The organism is Klebsiella sp. CN_Kp100 (genome assembly GCF_040065315.1).
GTDB classification, from domain to species: Bacteria; Pseudomonadota; Gammaproteobacteria; order Enterobacterales; family Enterobacteriaceae; genus Klebsiella; species Klebsiella oxytoca.
The window spans coordinates 41,837-59,395 of sequence record NZ_JBEAIJ010000047.1; the positions used below are offsets into that span (position 1 = coordinate 41,837).

General features: G+C 56.0%; 11 protein-coding genes and 1 pseudogene. All 12 read right to left on the reverse strand.

Going from position 1 to position 17,559, the window contains the following annotated elements:
* Window positions 1–606: 606 nt before the first annotated feature.
* The 12 genes and pseudogenes from repA (ABLV12_RS21635) to traH all read right to left on the reverse strand — a co-directional run bounded on the left by repA (ABLV12_RS21635) (window position 607) and on the right by traH (window position 17,532).
* Entirely contained in the window at window positions 607–1,482 is an 876-nt protein-coding gene (gene repA / locus ABLV12_RS21635) for an incFII family plasmid replication initiator RepA (RefSeq protein WP_224239700.1), read from the reverse strand.
* The gene (gene tap / locus ABLV12_RS21640; RefSeq protein WP_224239729.1) at window positions 1,463–1,540 is read right to left on the reverse strand and encodes a RepA leader peptide Tap; all 78 of its coding nucleotides are present in this window, start codon (window positions 1,538–1,540) and stop codon (window positions 1,463–1,465) included. The genes repA (ABLV12_RS21635) and tap overlap by 20 nt, the downstream gene beginning before the upstream one ends.
* A gap of 238 nt (window positions 1,541–1,778) precedes the next feature.
* Window positions 1,779–2,033, reverse strand: coding sequence for a replication regulatory protein RepA (gene repA, locus ABLV12_RS21645; protein ID WP_004098862.1), 255 nt, complete (start codon window positions 2,031–2,033; stop codon window positions 1,779–1,781).
* A 132-nt stretch (window positions 2,034–2,165) separates the two neighbouring features.
* A pseudogene (locus ABLV12_RS21650) lies at window positions 2,166–2,336 on the reverse strand (phospholipase D family protein); the annotation flags it as partial.
* A gap of 425 nt (window positions 2,337–2,761) precedes the next feature.
* On the reverse strand, window positions 2,762–3,109 hold the full coding sequence (locus ABLV12_RS21655; RefSeq protein WP_224239699.1) for a DUF6404 family protein: 348 nt from the start codon (window positions 3,107–3,109) through the stop codon (window positions 2,762–2,764).
* Between the two features lie 18 nt (window positions 3,110–3,127).
* Complete coding sequence (locus tag ABLV12_RS21660) at window positions 3,128–3,721, reverse strand: fertility inhibition protein FinO (RefSeq protein WP_224239698.1); 594 nt, start codon at window positions 3,719–3,721, stop codon at window positions 3,128–3,130.
* A gap of 449 nt (window positions 3,722–4,170) precedes the next feature.
* Window positions 4,171–4,896: a type-F conjugative transfer system pilin acetylase TraX gene (gene traX, locus ABLV12_RS21665; protein WP_224239697.1), complete on the reverse strand. Its 726-nt coding sequence runs from the start codon at window positions 4,894–4,896 to the stop codon at window positions 4,171–4,173.
* A gap of 56 nt (window positions 4,897–4,952) precedes the next feature.
* The gene (traI, locus tag ABLV12_RS21670) at window positions 4,953–10,211 is read right to left on the reverse strand and encodes a conjugative transfer relaxase/helicase TraI (protein WP_224239696.1); all 5,259 of its coding nucleotides are present in this window, start codon (window positions 10,209–10,211) and stop codon (window positions 4,953–4,955) included.
* Window positions 10,211–12,514 (reverse strand): type IV conjugative transfer system coupling protein TraD, encoded by a 2,304-nt coding sequence (gene traD, locus ABLV12_RS21675; RefSeq protein ID WP_224239695.1) that lies wholly within the window; start codon window positions 12,512–12,514, stop codon window positions 10,211–10,213. Before traD ends, traI begins: the two co-directional genes overlap by 1 nt.
* A 235-nt stretch (window positions 12,515–12,749) precedes the next feature.
* Window positions 12,750–13,277, reverse strand: coding sequence for a conjugal transfer protein TraS (locus ABLV12_RS21680; RefSeq protein ID WP_224239728.1), 528 nt, complete (start codon window positions 13,275–13,277; stop codon window positions 12,750–12,752).
* Between the two features lie 5 nt (window positions 13,278–13,282).
* Window positions 13,283–16,162: a conjugal transfer mating-pair stabilization protein TraG gene (gene traG / locus ABLV12_RS21685; protein WP_224239694.1), complete on the reverse strand. Its 2,880-nt coding sequence runs from the start codon at window positions 16,160–16,162 to the stop codon at window positions 13,283–13,285.
* Entirely contained in the window at window positions 16,162–17,532 is a 1,371-nt protein-coding gene (traH, locus tag ABLV12_RS21690) for a conjugal transfer pilus assembly protein TraH (protein ID WP_224239727.1), read from the reverse strand. The genes traG and traH overlap by 1 nt, the downstream gene beginning before the upstream one ends.
* Window positions 17,533–17,559: the final 27 nt, after the last annotated feature.

A 17,559-nucleotide genomic window follows, 5' to 3' on the forward strand; every position in this document is an offset into this window, starting at 1 on the left:
CGGTCAGGTGGGCATTGTTTCGATTGAAGCGTCAGCGTTCTCCGGTGGTGAGGGGCGAGGTTTCCGGTGTCTTTTGTGTCTGATGCCATGTGGAGGACAGCACTGGCGCGGTTCTGTGGGGATTTAACCGGATGATGTAACTAAATTGTGTGGTATTGCTGAAATGCCCGCCGTATAACGGCGGGAGGTACTTCTGGTGTTTTCGAACCGCGCGAACGTTAGTTCGCTGCAGGGGCGTTCATTCTCAGGAGCCTGTCCACAGGTCAGGCGATGAACAGGTTTTCTTCTTACATGATTATTATAAAGATATTTAACAGAGATGCAGAGCAGGTGTTTAAAGGGAACCACGCACTCTGAAACTCTTTCGGCTGGCGCTCTGTAAGCATAACGATTGTCGCTTTATGTAAAAATCCCTTGCAGTTAACTGTTGATAACCGGGCCCTGCCGGCATTCGTGGTAACGGTGAGGAGTTTTCTGGCCCGTTCATTCAGGCGGTCGTGTGGAGAATGGCGAAGAGGTCGATGTTTTTGCGCAGATTTCAGGCGCTGGCGGGCTGCAGACGTGCGAATGCCTCCGGCGCCGGCCGGATTTTTTACGAGGAGAGGGTTATATCGGGACTGTGGCCAGCCGCGTGTAGTTATTGCCGCGCGACATCAGCATGCGCTCTTTCACGCGCCGCTCAAGCTCCCGCTTCATGGCATCAAGACCGCCGGTAAAGCGTCCGGTGGCGTACTCACGCGTCAGCTGCTGCTTCACGAGTGTCACGATATCCTGGCGCGTTCTGTCCGCATCACGGCGTGCACGGGCGCGTTTCAGACCATGTGATTTACGTTCGGACTGATAGCTGCGGAATCGCTCACGCACAAAACGCCAGGCCTTCGCTACCAGCTCATCCATCTCCAGCGGCAGCAGGCTCTGCTTTTTACGCTGCAGATTCTCCCACTCCACGCGGCTGCGGCGTGCAGCCAGCACCGCCACGTCTGAAATATCCAGCGCCGAGAACAGAGCCGGGGTGAACGTGATATCTGTCGGGATGTTGCAGCCAATCTGCGGGTCATATTCTGTCTGGTACGTAATCAGCCCCAGCTCCGCCATAAACTTCAGCGCACGGGTGGCACGAGTGATGGACAGATTGCCGCTCTTCGATTCGGTCGCCAGCCCGCACTCGATGGCCAGATTGGTGATGGAGCGCTGTACCCGGTTGGCAAGCGGATCATAATGAAAGCACAGTCCCTGCAGCAGCGCATCGATGGCACGCCGGCGCAGCAGCGGTGGCATCCGGTGACGCTTACCCAGCGAACGGGCAAAAGCAACGTGAATTGAAAAATCGAAACGCGACGTGAAGCCTTCGGCTTTCGCCATCAGCTTACGACAGAACGGGAGCGTCTTCTTTCCTTCACCCGGCGTGAACACCGGATTCGGATTTTTGACCTGCCGGTAATGGGTAAACAGGGTCTGAATGTCAGTCACGCCTTCCCGCACTTATGTTGCACGGAAGGAGCAAATGGCACAGAAACAGGTATTGCAGTTTTCTGAGCATAAAACTATACTCCCTGCATAGAGCAACAGCTTCTATACAGTTTAGGTAAGCCCCGTTAATCTTCTTCAGTCGCCAAACTAGGTGAGGATTATCGGGGTTTTTGCTTTTCTGGTCCCGGGTAGACACCTCATCAGAACCAGTTCCCTGCCACCTTACGGCGTGGCCCACCATCAAAATTTGCTAAACGATCAGTAATCTAGCATTTGGATTAATTATTAGCAATAATTGTGACTTGTTGCTATTTGTTCCGTTGCTCTGATTCTCGCTCGATTAGTAACTCAATGATTTCTGCCTGAGTCATATTGGATTTCGAGCAAAGATCGTCCAGCATCGCCTTTTTAGCATTCTGTATGAACACAGTAACGGCTTTATGCGTATCCCTTTTTCTGGATACAGAGCGCAATTTTCGTTCGCTTACTGATAAAGGTTGCCCCTTACGGTAAGGCCTTTTGGGTTTCGAAGAGGAAGTTACTGCATTATCAATCTGCGACATCTCTGCCTCCTCAAGGATCAAAAAAAGGATCGTTCGCAGAGAATACTACAGAATATTTAAATCAGCGACTTACTTTATGAACGTAACCCGCGTTGGCGCACGGTTTACGTCCGGGGATAGTTTAAGGCGGTATCAGTACGTCTGTTGCCAGTCCGTTCCCTTTGACCAGCGGGATGACCAGTGCTGCAGATAGCGTTGAGCAACGGCAGGGTCATCCCACACGACAAGCACGTTCTCTGAATTGGCACGATCGGCGGCGCGACTAAAGTTGAACGAACCGACCTCCGTATTACGCCCGTCAGCGTCAGCATCTCTTCCGGCTCATCCGGCGCACACAGCGTCACACTGGTGTCGGTCACACTCAGAATGTCAAAGCCACCCTCATTTATCAGGTAGCGAATCACATCTTCCCTGGAGTGAAGCTGGCCCGAACCCACCATCCGCAGTACCGAACGCCTTATCATTCTTCGCGCCTGTTCAGACTCAGGTAAAGCAGACTCATCTGTCATTTCATCTTTAACCATTACTTACCCTTCTCGTTTAAAATATGATTTCCCGAAGGGAAAAGAATAACAATACACAGAACATACCTTTCAGAAAGGAATAACAACCATCACTGCACAGCCATATATAATGACCGCCCAATAAATTTAATAATTTACTTACCGAAAGGATATAAAAACTGTCATCACAGGAGCGATCGCCCCTGACAGTATATATTCATTCCGTTACAGGTCTTTCCAGTCAGGTAATTTATTCGCCCTTCGCCGCCACAGGTGAAACAACGCCATCGTTAAGCCAAATAACACGCCCGCGATAAGACTGACCGCACAAGCGAACAGAGGACTCATCCCCTGTGGTCGCCAGACCATAAAGTACATCAGCAGCCCGTACCCCACGGAGAAACTGCCTGTCATCAAACTGAAAACCTGCCAGAACGAGGCAAACGGCAACGGGGGGATTTTTACACCAAGCCACCACAGCAGACGTATCAGAGGCGGTGCGTAATTACTTTTCCACATCTTACGGCTGGCCATTATCGCCAGCGCCTTTTGTTTCCGTTCCTCAAAATCCATTTCACACTCCGTTTTTATTCAGTCAGCTGACTGGCTCCGCATACGCTCAGTACGCAAGAGTTCTTTCATCATGCGCTCACTGGCGTAGCGCGCTTCCTCAGCAGTGACGGTGGCCACGGCATTTCCCTGCAGGTCATAGCGGGAGGCACCCTCCCGCATCCGGGACAGATAGCCTGCTGACCGGGTCAGGCTTTTGACACACTTAATCACCTGCTTGTGCGACAGCGGCAGGTCGCGCCCCGCGATATCGGCAAACAGCTGTTCACGCATCCCGGTTGCCAGCAGGCGCGGGGCGTTACCCTCAAACAGCTGCGGCCAGAACGCCTTCAGGGTCATGATAGCCTGCTCCGGCGGCAGCAACTGAAGATAACGTACAGGAGGCGGAGTCTTTGCTGCTTTCACCGCTTCTTCTGCTGCCTGGAGTGCAGCGGCTTCGGCAGCCTTTTTCGCCTGCTCCAGCTTCTCTTTCTTGACCTTCCAGGCGGGCGGCGTCGAGACCACCACGACTTTTTTGCGGCGAACGACGCCCGGTGTGCTTGTGACATCCGTTCCTGTGCTTTCCGCCGCAGGCTTTCGTTTGAGGCTCAGTACAGGGCGTTTTTCTTCTGCCATAACAATTGCCTGTAGTCCAGTTCAGATAATAAAGGTTACTATACCTGAACGGCATCGCCCTTTCCTGCTCCTGAGAAAGAAAGGGCGGTGGTTCCGTTTGTAACGCGTTTAAACATTGTGTTTTTTGCCCGGATAACCTCCGGGCTTTTTTCGACACCCCTGTAGCCAGCAACCTGTCATGCCGGGACTGCAGACCTGTCGTCGCATAACCCGAAGGGTCACGATACAGACTGACTGGACAGCCGGCTCTGCTTCCATGCCATCTCCATAGACCATGTCATTAATGCCGGGTTTGTTTCACCTTCATTTAGTTTCAGTGCGGTACTGTCACGGAGCGAACTCAGTACCACCTCACTCCGTTCTGTTTGCGCATATAACAATCTACACACTTTACTGTCTCTTAAAGCCAGGTTTTACAGGACAATATCACCCGGTATTGTCCTGTTTTTTTACATAGAAACGATAATCCCCAGCACCGCCAGGTGCACGGCATAGAACATCACAAAGAAATGCCGTGGCCAGAACCGTTTAATCTCCACTCCAGCCGATGAACACACCATCAGCGTCAGCAAGGCAATCGCCAGCCCGGCCACCGACTCACTGACATCATTGATATTCATCAGTAACACCATGATGGCCCACAGCGCACCATAACTCAGCCGTTCCGTCGCATGCTGTGCGCGGCAGAGCAGCCAACTCGCTGTAAGCATCCCCACACCCGCCATGCCGTAACTGCCGGCTGACAACGGCATCCAGGTTATCAGAAGTCCGACTGCCGGGAGGGTGCAATACCAGGATGGCAGGCTGAACCACCGCAGCATCTGGCCGGTGACGGCAAAGGCAAACAGGATATTACCCGTGTACCACGGATACCCGATGAGCATAAACGATACCTGGGCAACGAGCGCCCAGCCCCACAGGCTGTTCAGCTGTGACTGGCGTATTTCTCCGTGCCGGGCCAGATTCATCCCCCAGACCAGACCGAACAGCGGAAAGCAGCCCCGGCCCAGGAGACGCATAAGCTCGTTGTTGTGAGCGAGAAGGAGTCCGGTGTGGTCAATCACCATCAGAAGCAGGGCTACAGTCTTGATGATATCCGTCTGCCCGGGAGTCCAGGTCAGGAGAGTCTTAAGCCAGCGGTCTGCGGCGCTGACGCGTATTACGTGTGTTGTCATCGTGATTTCCTTATTTATCCCTTATGTTGCTGTGCCTGACAAAAGCTGCAGGCGCGTCAGTCACCCCCGAGGGTTTTCTCCCGGTTCAGGTCGCGCACCATGTCCCGCTCCATCTGCAGCAGGCGCTCACGCTGCAGACTCTCTGAGGCCACCTGCTGTATCGCGGCCTCCTGGCGCCGTGTCTGCGGGTCATCCGGCAGCGGTGTTTTCTCTTCACCCGGGCGGTCACGCTCCAGACCACGAATGACGTCGCCGATAACCTCTTTTATCCGCTCGCCCGGCTCGCCCGCTTTCTTTTCCTCGCCGGCGACTTCCCGGGTGGCCTGTTCCGCCTGCTTTTCCATCTCCCGGCGCTGTGCCTCTTCTGCAGCACGCTGTGCCAGAACATCCGGAGGGAGTGTGATATCCGCACCGGTGTCAGGCAGCGGAAGATTCGGCAGGGGGTCAGCCCAGATGCGCCCGCCGGTGATGGCCTGCGGGTTCCAGGGGCGGTCGTCGCCGGCAAGGCGTACTATCACCCCGCTGTCGGGATGGTTACGGGCTGCTCTGACGCCCTCGCCCATGTTCCCGGCCAGCAGACTCTCGCCGTTGCGGCTGTTCTGCAGAGCGACGAACCGGGCCGTTTCGTCCCCCATAATCCGTCCTTCGCCCCCGATAGCTTCCAGCCGTCCGTCCCGATCGGTCAGCGGGCTGAGCCAGATACCGGCGGCTTTCCCGTTTTTATCAAATGCCGGCAGCGCCACATGCGGTTGAGGGTACTTTTTCCCCGGAGAAATGAATTTTCCCGGCGAATTTCCCTGTGCCAGACCGGACTGCTGCAGGGCTGCCCGGCCAGCGGCGGTTTCATCCAGCGGCTGTGCACGACCATAGAGCTGACCGGCATTCTTCACCGCCCGGGCGTTCTGCGGTTCGAGCACGTCATGCGCGCTGGCCTTCTCCTGAGAACGGCTGACCGCCGTGGTCCACCCCTCCCGGTTGTCGGTGTAGACCTGCGCGTGCTGTTTCATGCGCGACAGCGCCACGTAGGCCGACTCAAAGCTGACCAGCGCTTTCCGGCGCCCTTCCACGCCTTCGAGTGCGATAGCGAAAGGTTCACTGGCCCCCTGCGCGCCGTGGGCGGTGATGGCATAAGCGAGGTCGACGTGCCGCTGGGCTTCTTCATCCTTCGGGTTGATTGTGCGGGTCGTTTTACCGTCAGACAGCGTGACACTGTCACCCGAGACCGTTTTCACCTCCCACACGCTGTTGGCGACATAGCCGCGTTCCGGGTCACTTTTACTGAAGCGCATCCGGTCACCCTGTGAGACGGTGATGTGCTCCTCGCGATATAGCGTGACGCCCTCCGCTGAGGCCTCCCGGGGAGAGAGAAGCCGGGTATTCCCCTCGCCGTCCTTCAGGGTAATCAGCTGGTTTTCTTTATCGACGTTTTCAATGCGCTGGTACGTGTTATCGACCAGGGCCACGGCGCCCTGATGCTCTGACCACGTGGACAGTTTGCGCAGCTCGCCGTCACGGATATTGCTCGTGACCAGTACCGGCAGGGTCACCTCCTCTTTACTGACCTCGCCATTCTGTACCCGCGCCTCATGGATGAGTCCGTTCAGTGCGCGGCGGTCTGCGTTCAGATGTGTGATGATGAGCGTATTCGCCTGCGCCGCCGGGGTGCGCCCGGTATAGTCCTTCACAATCGCATCGTGGAGGGACACTGGCGTACCAGGCGGTATTTCCTTACCCTCCTTCAGCGCATCCTGTATCGCTTTCTCCTGTGCCGGCGTGAATTCTGTGACCGAACTCTCCGGCATCCAGGCGCCATCCTTTCTGGGCACCTGCTCAGGCGTGACCTGCTCAATAGTGGACAGCGCACGGCTGATATCCCGGTCAATCAGGCTGTAGACCGCCGGTCTCAGCTCAGGCACCTGGCGCACGATTTCTTTCATGATGGCCACATCAGCCGCGCTGCGCTGTTGCATCAGACGGAACGGCTGGCCCGGCGCGATGGACTGCAGCTGGTCGGTATCGCCGCTGAGTACGGCACGGCCTCCCCCGGCCGCAATCAGGGAGAGCGCCTTCGCGGTGTCTGCCAGCCCGACCATCGAGCTCTCATCGAGCAGGAACAGCGTGTTGCTGAAATCCGGCGTCTGGCCGTTGCGCTGCTGCAGCTGCGTGTCATGCAGGAATGAGGCGGTCGTCTGCGCCTCCACGCCGGCGCTCTGCATCTCACCCACGGCGCGGTGTGTCGGTCCCAGACCAATGACGCGCGGGCGCGTCTCTTCCGGCAGCAGGCTGACGGCGCTCATCACGGCTTTGAACTGCGTGGTTTTCCCCACTCCGGCATAGCCCTGGACCACGGTGAACCGGTCCGGGGTCTCGAGTATCATCCGGGTTGCCGCCCGCTGTCCGGCGGTCAGGTCTGTCATCAGGCTGCCCGGCACCCTGTCCATTAACGGTGCCACCGCATCCTTACCTTCCAGCACCCGGGTCAGGACGCTTTTCTCCGCATCCCAGGTCTGGCGGGAAATCAGCAGATCGTTGCCGTGTCCGGAGGCCACCGGCACATTCAGCAGACTGCCGGCCTTAATCTGCGCCTGAATGGTTGCCTCGATGTCCTTCATCGGGACTTTGCCGCCGCCGGTTTCCAGCGCCGTGGCCAGCAACTGCGGGCGGGTAAAGGTCAGACTGTTGCTCTCCAGCAGCGGCACGGAAAGGTGAATGGCCTGCTCTGCCGGGGTGTGCAGTCCGGCTTTCTGCTGTGCGATGGCCGCTTCCAGGTCTGTTTCTCCCGAGCGGACCTTCAGCTGCTCTGAAACCACGCTGAAGGCGGTGTGACGCGCCAGTTTCTCTGTGGTGCGGGCCGCGTCCTGCGCGGAGTACAGCCGGATATGGCTCCCGCTCTGCGCCAGCTGGTTCAGCGTGGCGTTATCCAGCTCACGTTGCGTCACCGAGGCAAAGACGGTCGCCGTTTCGCTGACCGACCGGCCTGGGCTTTCCACCCAGCCGTGGCCGACCTTAATCCCGTCGAACGGGCTGCTGCCGACAGAAAGCGTCTGGGTGGTTTTCTGTCCGGGACGCTGAACCGTCAGCTGCCCGGCTTCCGCTTTCAGCACCGTGACACTTTCCCCGCCCTTCAGGCGCGTGTCGGGGATTTTCCCGAGTACCGCCAGACGTTCGCCCTCAGCCACCGGCAGTTTATCGGCCCTAAACAGCGTCCACTGACTGTCGACGGCGGAGACTTTCAGGTCCAGACGCGCCCCCTCACGGTCTTTCAGGGTCAGCATGTTGCTGCTGGCCGTCACCCGGTCAATGACAAAGCGATCATGCTTCCGGGTCTCCGGGTCCCACCGCTCCATGACCATGCCCTCGCGGTAATAGTCCCGCACGCCCCGGCTCTTGCTGTCCAGCCACACCGGCGTCAGCGCGGTCACCGTCATGTCCCGGTTGCCGAGCGCCCCCTTATTTTTGAGGGTGTCGCGGATAACGTTGTTCAGGACATTCTGCTCACGCGTCCCGCTGATTTGCGCCACACTTTCCTGCCCTTCACGCACGCTGGCGGCAAACTCCTGTGCCAGCCGGCTGTAGCGCGCACTCTTGTCCGGCTCACTGATGATGTCTGCCGTCGCCTGTTTTCCGCCCTGCCACCGGTAGGTGTTCACGCCGCTGTCTTTCAGGACCGTCAGCGCGCTCCCGGTTCCGCTGCGTTTGCCGCTGTCGGAGAGCAGGACCTGCACGTTATGGCGCATGGCGCCATCCAGCAGGGAAATCGTCTCCTTCAGGCTCAGCTTCTCCGCCTGGTCCACAATGAGCGTCCCGCCCGGGATAAACGCCGTCCCGTCCTGCAGGGCAGATTTGCCGGTTACGGTTTCTCCGGCCAGCCGCGCATCCCCGGCGAGAAAATCCCGGGAGCGGTTATCGGCAGCGAGGATATGCACGTCGCGCCCCTGCTCCCGGGCCATCAGCGTCAGCTCGGCCACCCGTTCCCGCTGGCCCGCAGCACCGCCCTGACCGGCGACAATCCCCATCGCCGGTCGGTCCTGCGCCAGGACGCTGACCGCATCGCTGAAGGGTTTTTCGCGCACCACACCGGCATCCGGCGTGACGGAGACGTGGTTCTGGCGCTGGATTTCCTGGCTGAGCGCTTTCACGGAGAACTCATCGAGGACGTGAATGTTTGAGGTGAAGAGGCCTTTCTCCCGGTCGAGCGGGATAAGCTGCTCCCGTTCAATCGCCGCATCGATGCCCGTTCTCGCCAGTTCAAAGACGCCGGGTTTTGCCTCCAGCTGGCCAACCGTGCGCGCCAGCACATCCGCATACGTAAACTGCACCTTACGGTCGCTGAGACCGGCAATGGCCCGGGTCACCACGTCCGCGATATCCGGTCCGTCGGTTTTCACCGGCGCTGCGGGTGCACGGGCCAGCTCTGCTGCATGTGCGTCAGCAGCCTCACGGTAGCCACGGATGTCGAAGCCGGTCTCCTTCAGCGTGTTCATCCACTCCACCATCTTCTCTGCCGGGTCGATGGCTTCCTTTGACTTTCGGGTATCGAGTGCCGCCACATCCCGGGATTTGAGCGACGCATCGGGTCCTGCCGCCTCCCTGAGCTCCTGGCTGCGCGAGGAAAACGCCTCAACCGGCACGTCCTTCATCTCCCACATGCCGTGCTTGCCCGCGTCGACTGTCTTATACCCCATAGACTCAATATCGGCCCTGAGAGCGCTCTGGTATATCTTTCCAAGCGCGATGCGGTTAGCCAGCAGATTTTCGGAAAAACCGGTTTTACCGACGGTATCGCTGGCCAGCGTCTGCCATTTATCGCCGTTCTGGGTGGCGTTAATGACCACGCTGTGCGTGTGTATCTGAGGCTCCTGAGCACGCGATGTATCGTGGTTAAACCGGGCGATAATCAGATTCCCGGTCAGAACCGTTTCAGACACGCCGTCTTTCTGCACCCGCGTGCCGGCCAGAGACTCCACCTGATTCAGCGCCACCGTTACCGCACGGTTATGCGCGTCAATCAGGCGCTTATCGCCACCCAGCATGGCCAGCATCGAGACACTTTTGGGCGCCGAAAAGGTCAGGTCGTAGCCGGGCCGGTGCTTATTGACGCCGTCCTGCATCCGGGTCAGGTCGCTGCCGTCCGGGAGTTTTCCCTGCAGCAGTTCCGTGAAGACCTGTTTGTCCACCTTTCCTTCCAGTCCCAGCGCTTCCGCGCCTTTGCCCTGCCAGCGATCTTCCATACTGCCGGTGACGTAATAATTGTCTTTCTCTGTGTAGTAGTTACCGGCACTGCCCGCCGATTTCACCTGGCTGAAACTGAGCATCAGAAGTTACCTCCAAACTCGATATCATCCGGTTCATCGCGCTGATGGCTGTGGTTAATATTCACCTCCTCACGCCGCTGCATGTCCCGCTGCGTCTGCTCGTCAGACAGCCAGGCGTCATAGGCTGCCATATCTTCGATTTCACCGTCCTCGTTCATGCCAGCCGGCATCATCTCCTGTCCCGTATCTGCGGGCTGTTGCGCCAGCGCCTGTTCTGTGCCGCCGGTTGTGGCCGTCGTCGTAGCAACAGAAGACACTGTCGCGCCGGTAGCAGCAGCAGACGTTGCTACCGGTGCCGGGCGGGTTAACGGTACGGTCGTGACTTTAGCCTGTGGCGCTTCTTGTGCCTTAACGGATGCCGGTGCGGCCAGCGTCTCCGCTGTCGACCCGGCCTTCACAGGTACAGGTGAGACCGGAGCGCTTTCCGGCGCAGGCTGTCCGACCGGTGTTTTGCTGTCTGCATCACGCTGTTCAGGCTCCGGCGCATCCGGCGTGAACAGCGCTCTCGCCAGACTGCCTTCGGCTTCCCGCGCCTCCAGGAGCGCACTGAGTCTGGTGTCCACACGCGTATCGAGAGTGCGCTGAATAAACCCCTCAGCAATTTTCGGACGCGGCTTGTACTTCAGGGCCAGCTTCACGGCCGGATACGGCCCGGGCAGCGTGACGTAACAGGACAAATCCGGGAGTGTCTGAATATCGGAATAGCTGACCAGCGTTTCACGCTCTTTTTCTTTCCCGGTCGATACCCCGTCACGCACCGGGTCTGCACCGTAGGAGTACTGTTCGCTGGCTTTGAGGATTTCCTTCTCACCAATCTCACCGGCGGCAAACTCCGCTATTTCCCTGCTGGGTGAGCGGAAGAAGGCCCGGGTGTTCATCACGTCAAAGAGCGTGGCGGCGGGTTTCACGCCATAGATGTCTTCCAGCTGGGCGTAGGACTGAATACCAAACACATAGCAGCCGCCGAACTTACGCGCTTCCGGCAGGATTTCGACCAGGTCCGGCAGCTTGTGCAGCGTGGGAAGCTCATCAGCGAAAATCCACACGCGCCGGTTGCGGTTCTCCCCCATAGCCAGCAGACCCCGGATAGCAATCGACAACCACATGGAGATAACGGGCTTCAGGGAAGCATGCGTGTCTGCATTGGAGGAGATGAACAGCCAGCCATTGGGCCTGTCCTCACGCACACCGCGCATCCAGTCCCGGATAGTGAACGGCTCGCCATTCTTCTCAATGCCCTGCAGGTAGCGGATGGCTTTAACGTAGTTGGTCAGCACCGCACGGATACTGATAGCGGTTTTCTCAATTTTTTCTTCCACCAGGTTCGCCGCCGGGGTGTTCTGCAGATAGGCGCGCAGCTTGTCGATTTTGATGGAGAGCATGGTGTCGACCAGCTTCTCGTAGCTGCGGTCCTTGTCTTCACGCATCAGATACGCGCCCTCGGCAAAAATCGTGCGCCCTGAGCCCTGCCAGAACGGGTCCTCTTTGGTCCCCATCGGGATAAGGGTATTGGAGACGTTATCGAAGTCCGGCAACGTCAGGCACTCTTTCCATAAATCCCAGGCCGCACAGCGCGAGTCCAGTGGGTTGAGGATTTTATCGAGCGACGGGTCGTAATAGCTTTTGACAAACTCACAGGAGCGGTCGTAGATGATGGCCATATCGCCCCGGGCACGGACGTAATTCAGTAGCCGGCGGATCACTTCAGATTTACCGGAGCCCACGGTCCCGTGGAGACAGAAGTTCTGGATTTCGGAGTTCAGCAGTATCGGCAGGTCACCGATTTTAATATCCGAAGCCATACCGTCGCGCTTCATCTGGCGCGCCACGTCTTTGGGTTTATCGGACAACTGGCGCCCGCCGGTATTCTCATCCTCGCTCTGCTGTTTCCCCTGGCGGCCCAGTACCCAGCTGGCAACAAAGAACGTCACGATACAGATGACGAGAGAAACCACGGCGGCGAAAACAAAACTGGTCCACAGCTGCTCACCGCACCAGATAGTGTATTTATCGGCCAGGATTTGTTCTGAGGTATATTCCAGCGACTGGCCGTAATACTGAATGGTGTAGACGGGCTGGGAGCGAATAATATCTCGCATAGGTCCAAGCGTCGTACACCACCAGTACACGCAGCCGTTCACAAAGGTCTGCCAGCTGAGCCGGTACATCAGCAGCAGGCCGCACAGGCCCCAGAAGAGAATAAACAGCACGTAGAGCATGATATTGGCAATCTGACCGAACATACGGAAACGCATATTCGCGATCTGACCGCCCTGGGTCATATCTTTGGCATTAAAACTCATGGCAATAGTCCGTCAAAAAACCATTGAGGAAGAGAGACCGGATATCAGAAAAATATCCGGAAGAAGGTGATTACATCATTAAAACATTCCGCCAATGGCGGCAACGCCTCACAGGCGCACAATAAATTGCGCACCTGCTCACCGTTTCTGTATAAACTATTTAAGGGTACATAGAACGATGAAGGCTGCAAGTTGCACTCTTCGCCCCACCACTAATAAAAATCACCATATAAAATCAATTTCCCACTATATTACCTTTGAGAGTGCTTAATACTGATGTCAGCAGTGACAATTGATATCTTCCAAAATCAAAATTCATAACAAAACCAAAAAAAATTGTTGTCAAAAGAACCATGAATGCATAAGGAAATGGGGAGTCATAAAAAAATCTATTATAAACAGCCAATACCATCATTATCATCATGTATGCAAAAGCATAAGCAAGAAGTTTTTTTGAAAAAAAACGATATATAACTGACTTTTCTCTGAAGGGCTTTGGAACTGATAAAAATAGAGAGCGAGCGTTCGCCACCCCGAGCAGAAGAATCAGACCAATAGCACCAGGAAATATCAAAACCCAGAATATGTATTTGACATCATAATACTCTGATCGCACACTAATTAATGCGCAAAAAATATTCCATACTACCAGACAAAGACCGGGCCACATGCATACCCAAAAAGACGGTATTTCGGCACCGCCCTTTGAAAGCACATCTTTTAACTCATCCACTTCTTTAATAAGCGTTTTATTATTCATCATCATTTTCACCTTTTCCCATCAAGGTAATCCTTTTGAATTTTGGCAGCCTTTGCCTCTAGCTCACGTGGTGAGTCAGCTCCGGGTAAGGATTTCACTACGCTGGCTCTTTCATTGTATTCATTTTCGAACTTATTTCCTTCTGTATTATGATGTTTTTCGAGATCAGTATTCTGTTTTCTAATCTCATTGCCATCACGCCCTATCCCCTGCTGGGTTTCTTGATGCTGTTGATTATTCTGCGCTATCATCCCATCCACTTTCTGACCCACATTATCCTTAATCCCCGCATCTCGTGTCATAGCTTCGATATTGCCGGCATTATGTCCGTAGTCGGCCATTACCGAACCACGGTCACTACCACCTGATACACCGGACATGTTCTGACCGATGCTTTCGCGGCCCTGTTGATAAGCACCATCAACTTTTGGTTCAACCTGCGCTTTGACGAATTCACGCGCCAGCGCCTCACGTTGCGCAGCGACTTCTGGTGAACTTGTGTTGGTCAGAATGGCTTCTGCATTCTCCGGAGAACGCTGTTGGACAAAGTGAGCAAACTGCTGAGTCAGGTTCTCGTTCATCTGGCCGCTCATGCTCTCTGTACGGGATGCCATCTCGCTGTACTCGTGGCTGCGGGTCCGGCTATTCGTGTACTGGTCATAGCTGTTTTTAGCGCTCGACAGCGATGCCGCAAACTGGTCAACGCGTGAGCTGGCATTGTTATCTGTCGTATTACCCGATGTACTGGTCTTACGGCTGGTAAAGTAGTCCGATGCTTCCTTGAAGTCTTTTGCCGCCTGACTGCTGGTATCATGACGGCTGTCATGTGACTGCCTACCTGAAGATCCGATACTATCCGTATCTCCTGAGTTATGAGTCCAACCAGCACTGCCTTTAGCACCGACTTCAGCGGATAGTCCAGTACCCCATTTACCCAGCTTACCGAACAGCTGATCTCCCGAACTGAGTTTACCTGATACGTGCGCATCGAATGACTGAGATCTTTTGGAAGAATCTTCCATCAACTGATTGAATGATTCTTCATTGCTGATGTTATTGGCCTTCGCATTAGAAACGACGGCATTCCACATCTTGCTTCTGGCCATTGAATCCTGCGACGACTCAGTGTTATCAGCACCGACTGTTGTGGAGGCACTGTTGCCCCTGTTCGTTGAGAACTGTTGCAGCTGGTTCCAGGCGCTCGTTACGCTGCTGTTGTAGCCATGCAGCGCGCTCTGTGCCTGCACATCTGACTCACGTGCCATCTGTTGGTTCGCGCTGGCCAGTTGCCGGCTGACATTGATATCAACCGGTAGCTTAGAGCTGCGCGCATCCCAGATAGTCGTCCCGTCCCCGGTCTGCGTCTCCGTGCCCCCGTTCCCCAGCTGCCGCGACATCTGACCGAAGCTGGTTGAACTGTTGGTGCCCCAGTTGTAGCCGCTGACATTCTCCATCTGCATATTGGCGAAGGAGTAGTTGCCATCGACGACACCAGATGCCGCCTGAGACGTCGAACTGAGTCCGGATGAGGCAAAGTGGCTGTAGGCGCTGGAGAAGCCGGCTCCGATGTTCTTGACCATATACCAGGTGAGTGGCGGTATCATCATCGAGATATACCCCGCCGTGGTCGCAATATCTGAGTTCTTGAGCTGCACCTGAGAGAGCTCTGAGAGGACCACCGGGACACCGTTCTGTTTTGCGTAGTAGGCCATCGCACTGTTCAGGATGGAGTAGACCAGCGGCCAGGACTGCAGCCATACCAGGGCAAACGCGTAGCCCTTTATCACCTGCAGCGTCATCATGTTGAACATCGCGCTCATAATCAGTATGGGGAACAACCCAATCATGATACCCATGATAACCGTCTGCATCATCGGCAGGGAGCGCAATGCCTGATGCCCCATCGTGGCCTGTGCCAGACGCTGCTTTTCCAGTGACGTGGTGTTGGCGATGTTCACGAGACTTGCCGTGTCGCCGCTGCGGGACGCGTAGCTCTGGAGACCGTTACGCAGCGCATTCATGGTGACGTTCTGGCGGATAATCTGCCCGGCACTCTGGCTGGCGTTATAGAAGTAGCTGTAGCTGTCTCCAATCATCTGACTGAACAGCAGGTCCGGATTGGGTTTGCCACCGAACAGCTGGCGCGCATAGTAGCTCCAGGTCTTCCCGCCAGTCTGGGTGTCGAGCGCCAGCCGTTGTTTAAGCTGTGTCGCGGCCACCTGGCAGCTGATAAAGGCCGAGCCCAGTTCCGGCTTGTCAAGAAACTTATAGTCGTGATTGGGTACCTGACGCAGCGGACTGGGCTTTGAAAATATCAGCGTATACGGGTCAGAGGAGTTCATCAGCTCCTCAAGGGTGTATTTACCGTTGAGAAAGATATCGCCCATCACGCAGTTCTGGACATAATCCGAGAACAGGGTGGTGATTTCGGGGTTCTGCGAAACAAAATCGGTGCTTTTCGCCACCAGGTTTCCGCCAAACAGCATCCCGGTCTTACTGTAGGTGACACTGTCGGGCAGGGAGAAAATCATCTCGTAGCTCTGTACCAGGGCATTCCCCACACGCGTGGTCAGCGACGCCGGAATGGCCAGGCCAACCGGGACGTTATCCACTTTGTAGACCTGCGCCACGTTGCTGTAGTCGATTATCTGTACGGGCGTGCGGACGATGACCAGCATGGAGACGAGGGTCAGGGAGAACACCCAGCCGATAAGGTCCATCACGCTGTGTTTTTTTATCCAGCTGACGGCCACAATCAGCACCGAAAACGCGATGCACATTTTCTCAATGGACGACCAGGTGGCGGTCCCCATGAACGCCGCGATGGCATTCAGGTTGCCCCGCAGCCAGTCGCCCCCGGCGATGGTGTAGATTTCAAGTGGCGTCATCAGAGGCTCCCTCCGAAATGGTAGTTGTTCTGGTAGCGGGTCATCATGCGGGCGGACACCTGCTGGCGCATGTAACTCATCTGCCGGTCAACAACCAGCATCGCATCCTGCTGGACCTGAACACGCGCCTGGAAGGCAGCAATCTGTACGCTCGCCTGATTCAGGTTTTCCATGATTAACTCCATCGTCGACTGCGGATAGTTGCCTGTGGCAATCATGGCCCGGGCCTGCTGGATGAGCTCCTGAATGTACTGCAGGAGAATGTCGTAGCCGATATAGTCCGTGAGCTGATAAATCAGCGTGTTTGAAATACCCAGCATCTGCGGGTCGACAATGTATTTGAACACCGGGATGGTGGTGCTGGAGATAAAGCCCTTCTCCTGCTCCGTCAGGGCCTGGTCCATTACCGCCTTGCTCTGAATACTGCTCAGAAGTGTCGAAATCTGGCTCTTAAGCGCCTTGTCGGCGGCAATGGTGACCGTCGCATCTGCCACCACCTTCAGGCACTTCTCTGAATCATTGCAGTGGTAGATTTTAGCCGTCCCCCCTTCCATCATGGCTTTAATCAGGTCCTGGTCGGTGGTACGCGCCGGCAACGGGGTGATTTCACTGTTCTCACCGAAGACCAGCGTCCCGGTGAGCGTCATCACAAACTCTTTCAGCTCCTTATTGCCGTCAAAAAGCCGGTTTTTGGACAGGGCGTTCCACATGATGTTGATGTTCTTCATGACGCGCTCCTTGTCCTTATCGCTGGCTTTATCCTGCACCTTGCCCATCTGCCCGCCAACCGAACAGCCCTGACGCGATGCGGCCCAGTCGGCAAAGATATTGCTTTCACCGGCGATGTCCTGGCAGACCTTCTGCTGTGCCACCTGGGTACGGGGGAACAGGCCGCCCACAATGCCCTGCGCGGCCTGACAGGAACTGAGGTTCATACTGTTAATGTCGCTGGCCATCTTCTGGAGGAAGTCTTTGGCCGTTTTGATTTCGGGTACCGTGGTCTGCAGGGCAAGGTCGAAGAAGTAGCCCGCCGCATTGGACATGATTTGTTTTCCGAAACGCTGCAGCTGCTCGCTGTTAATGAAGCTGAATGAGCCCAGGTACGCATCGATACCGCCGCAGCCGGCGTTGATATCCGGCAGGGTCATGCTGACCAGTTGGATGGATTTGACCTGCGTTCTGGCATACAGCGAACCACCGGAGGCATAGCCCGCAGCCTGCCCCTGCCAGACCTGCGGCTGGCTGGTATTGGACGCGAACCCCAGCTTGTTGAAGAAGTTATTCATATCGCCGTTCACATCGGCGGCTGCAGTGAACGATATGCCCCCCAAAAGACAACTCAGTAAGATAAGTGGAAGACGGATACGAATTGTGTGAAAGTAAAACGTCCGGGACGA

Excerpts from the sequence above, each read along its gene's own strand:
- tap (WP_224239729.1), bottom strand. The coding sequence starts at position 1,540 with ATGCTCAGAAAACTGCAATACCTGTTTCTGTGCCATTTGCTCCTTCCG.
- repA (WP_004098862.1), bottom strand. The coding sequence starts at position 2,033 with ATGTCGCAGATTGATAATGCAGTAACTTCCTCTTCGAAACCCAAAAGG.
- ABLV12_RS21655 (WP_224239699.1), bottom strand. The coding sequence starts at position 3,109 with ATGGATTTTGAGGAACGGAAACAAAAGGCGCTGGCGATAATGGCCAGC.
- ABLV12_RS21660 (WP_224239698.1), bottom strand. The coding sequence starts at position 3,721 with ATGGCAGAAGAAAAACGCCCTGTACTGAGCCTCAAACGAAAGCCTGCG.
- traX (WP_224239697.1), bottom strand. The coding sequence starts at position 4,896 with ATGACAACACACGTAATACGCGTCAGCGCCGCAGACCGCTGGCTTAAG.
- traI (WP_224239696.1), bottom strand. The coding sequence starts at position 10,211 with ATGCTCAGTTTCAGCCAGGTGAAATCGGCGGGCAGTGCCGGTAACTAC.
- traD (WP_224239695.1), bottom strand. The coding sequence starts at position 12,514 with ATGAGTTTTAATGCCAAAGATATGACCCAGGGCGGTCAGATCGCGAAT.
- ABLV12_RS21680 (WP_224239728.1), bottom strand. The coding sequence starts at position 13,277 with ATGATGAATAATAAAACGCTTATTAAAGAAGTGGATGAGTTAAAAGAT.
- traG (WP_224239694.1), bottom strand. The coding sequence starts at position 16,162 with ATGACGCCACTTGAAATCTACACCATCGCCGGGGGCGACTGGCTGCGG.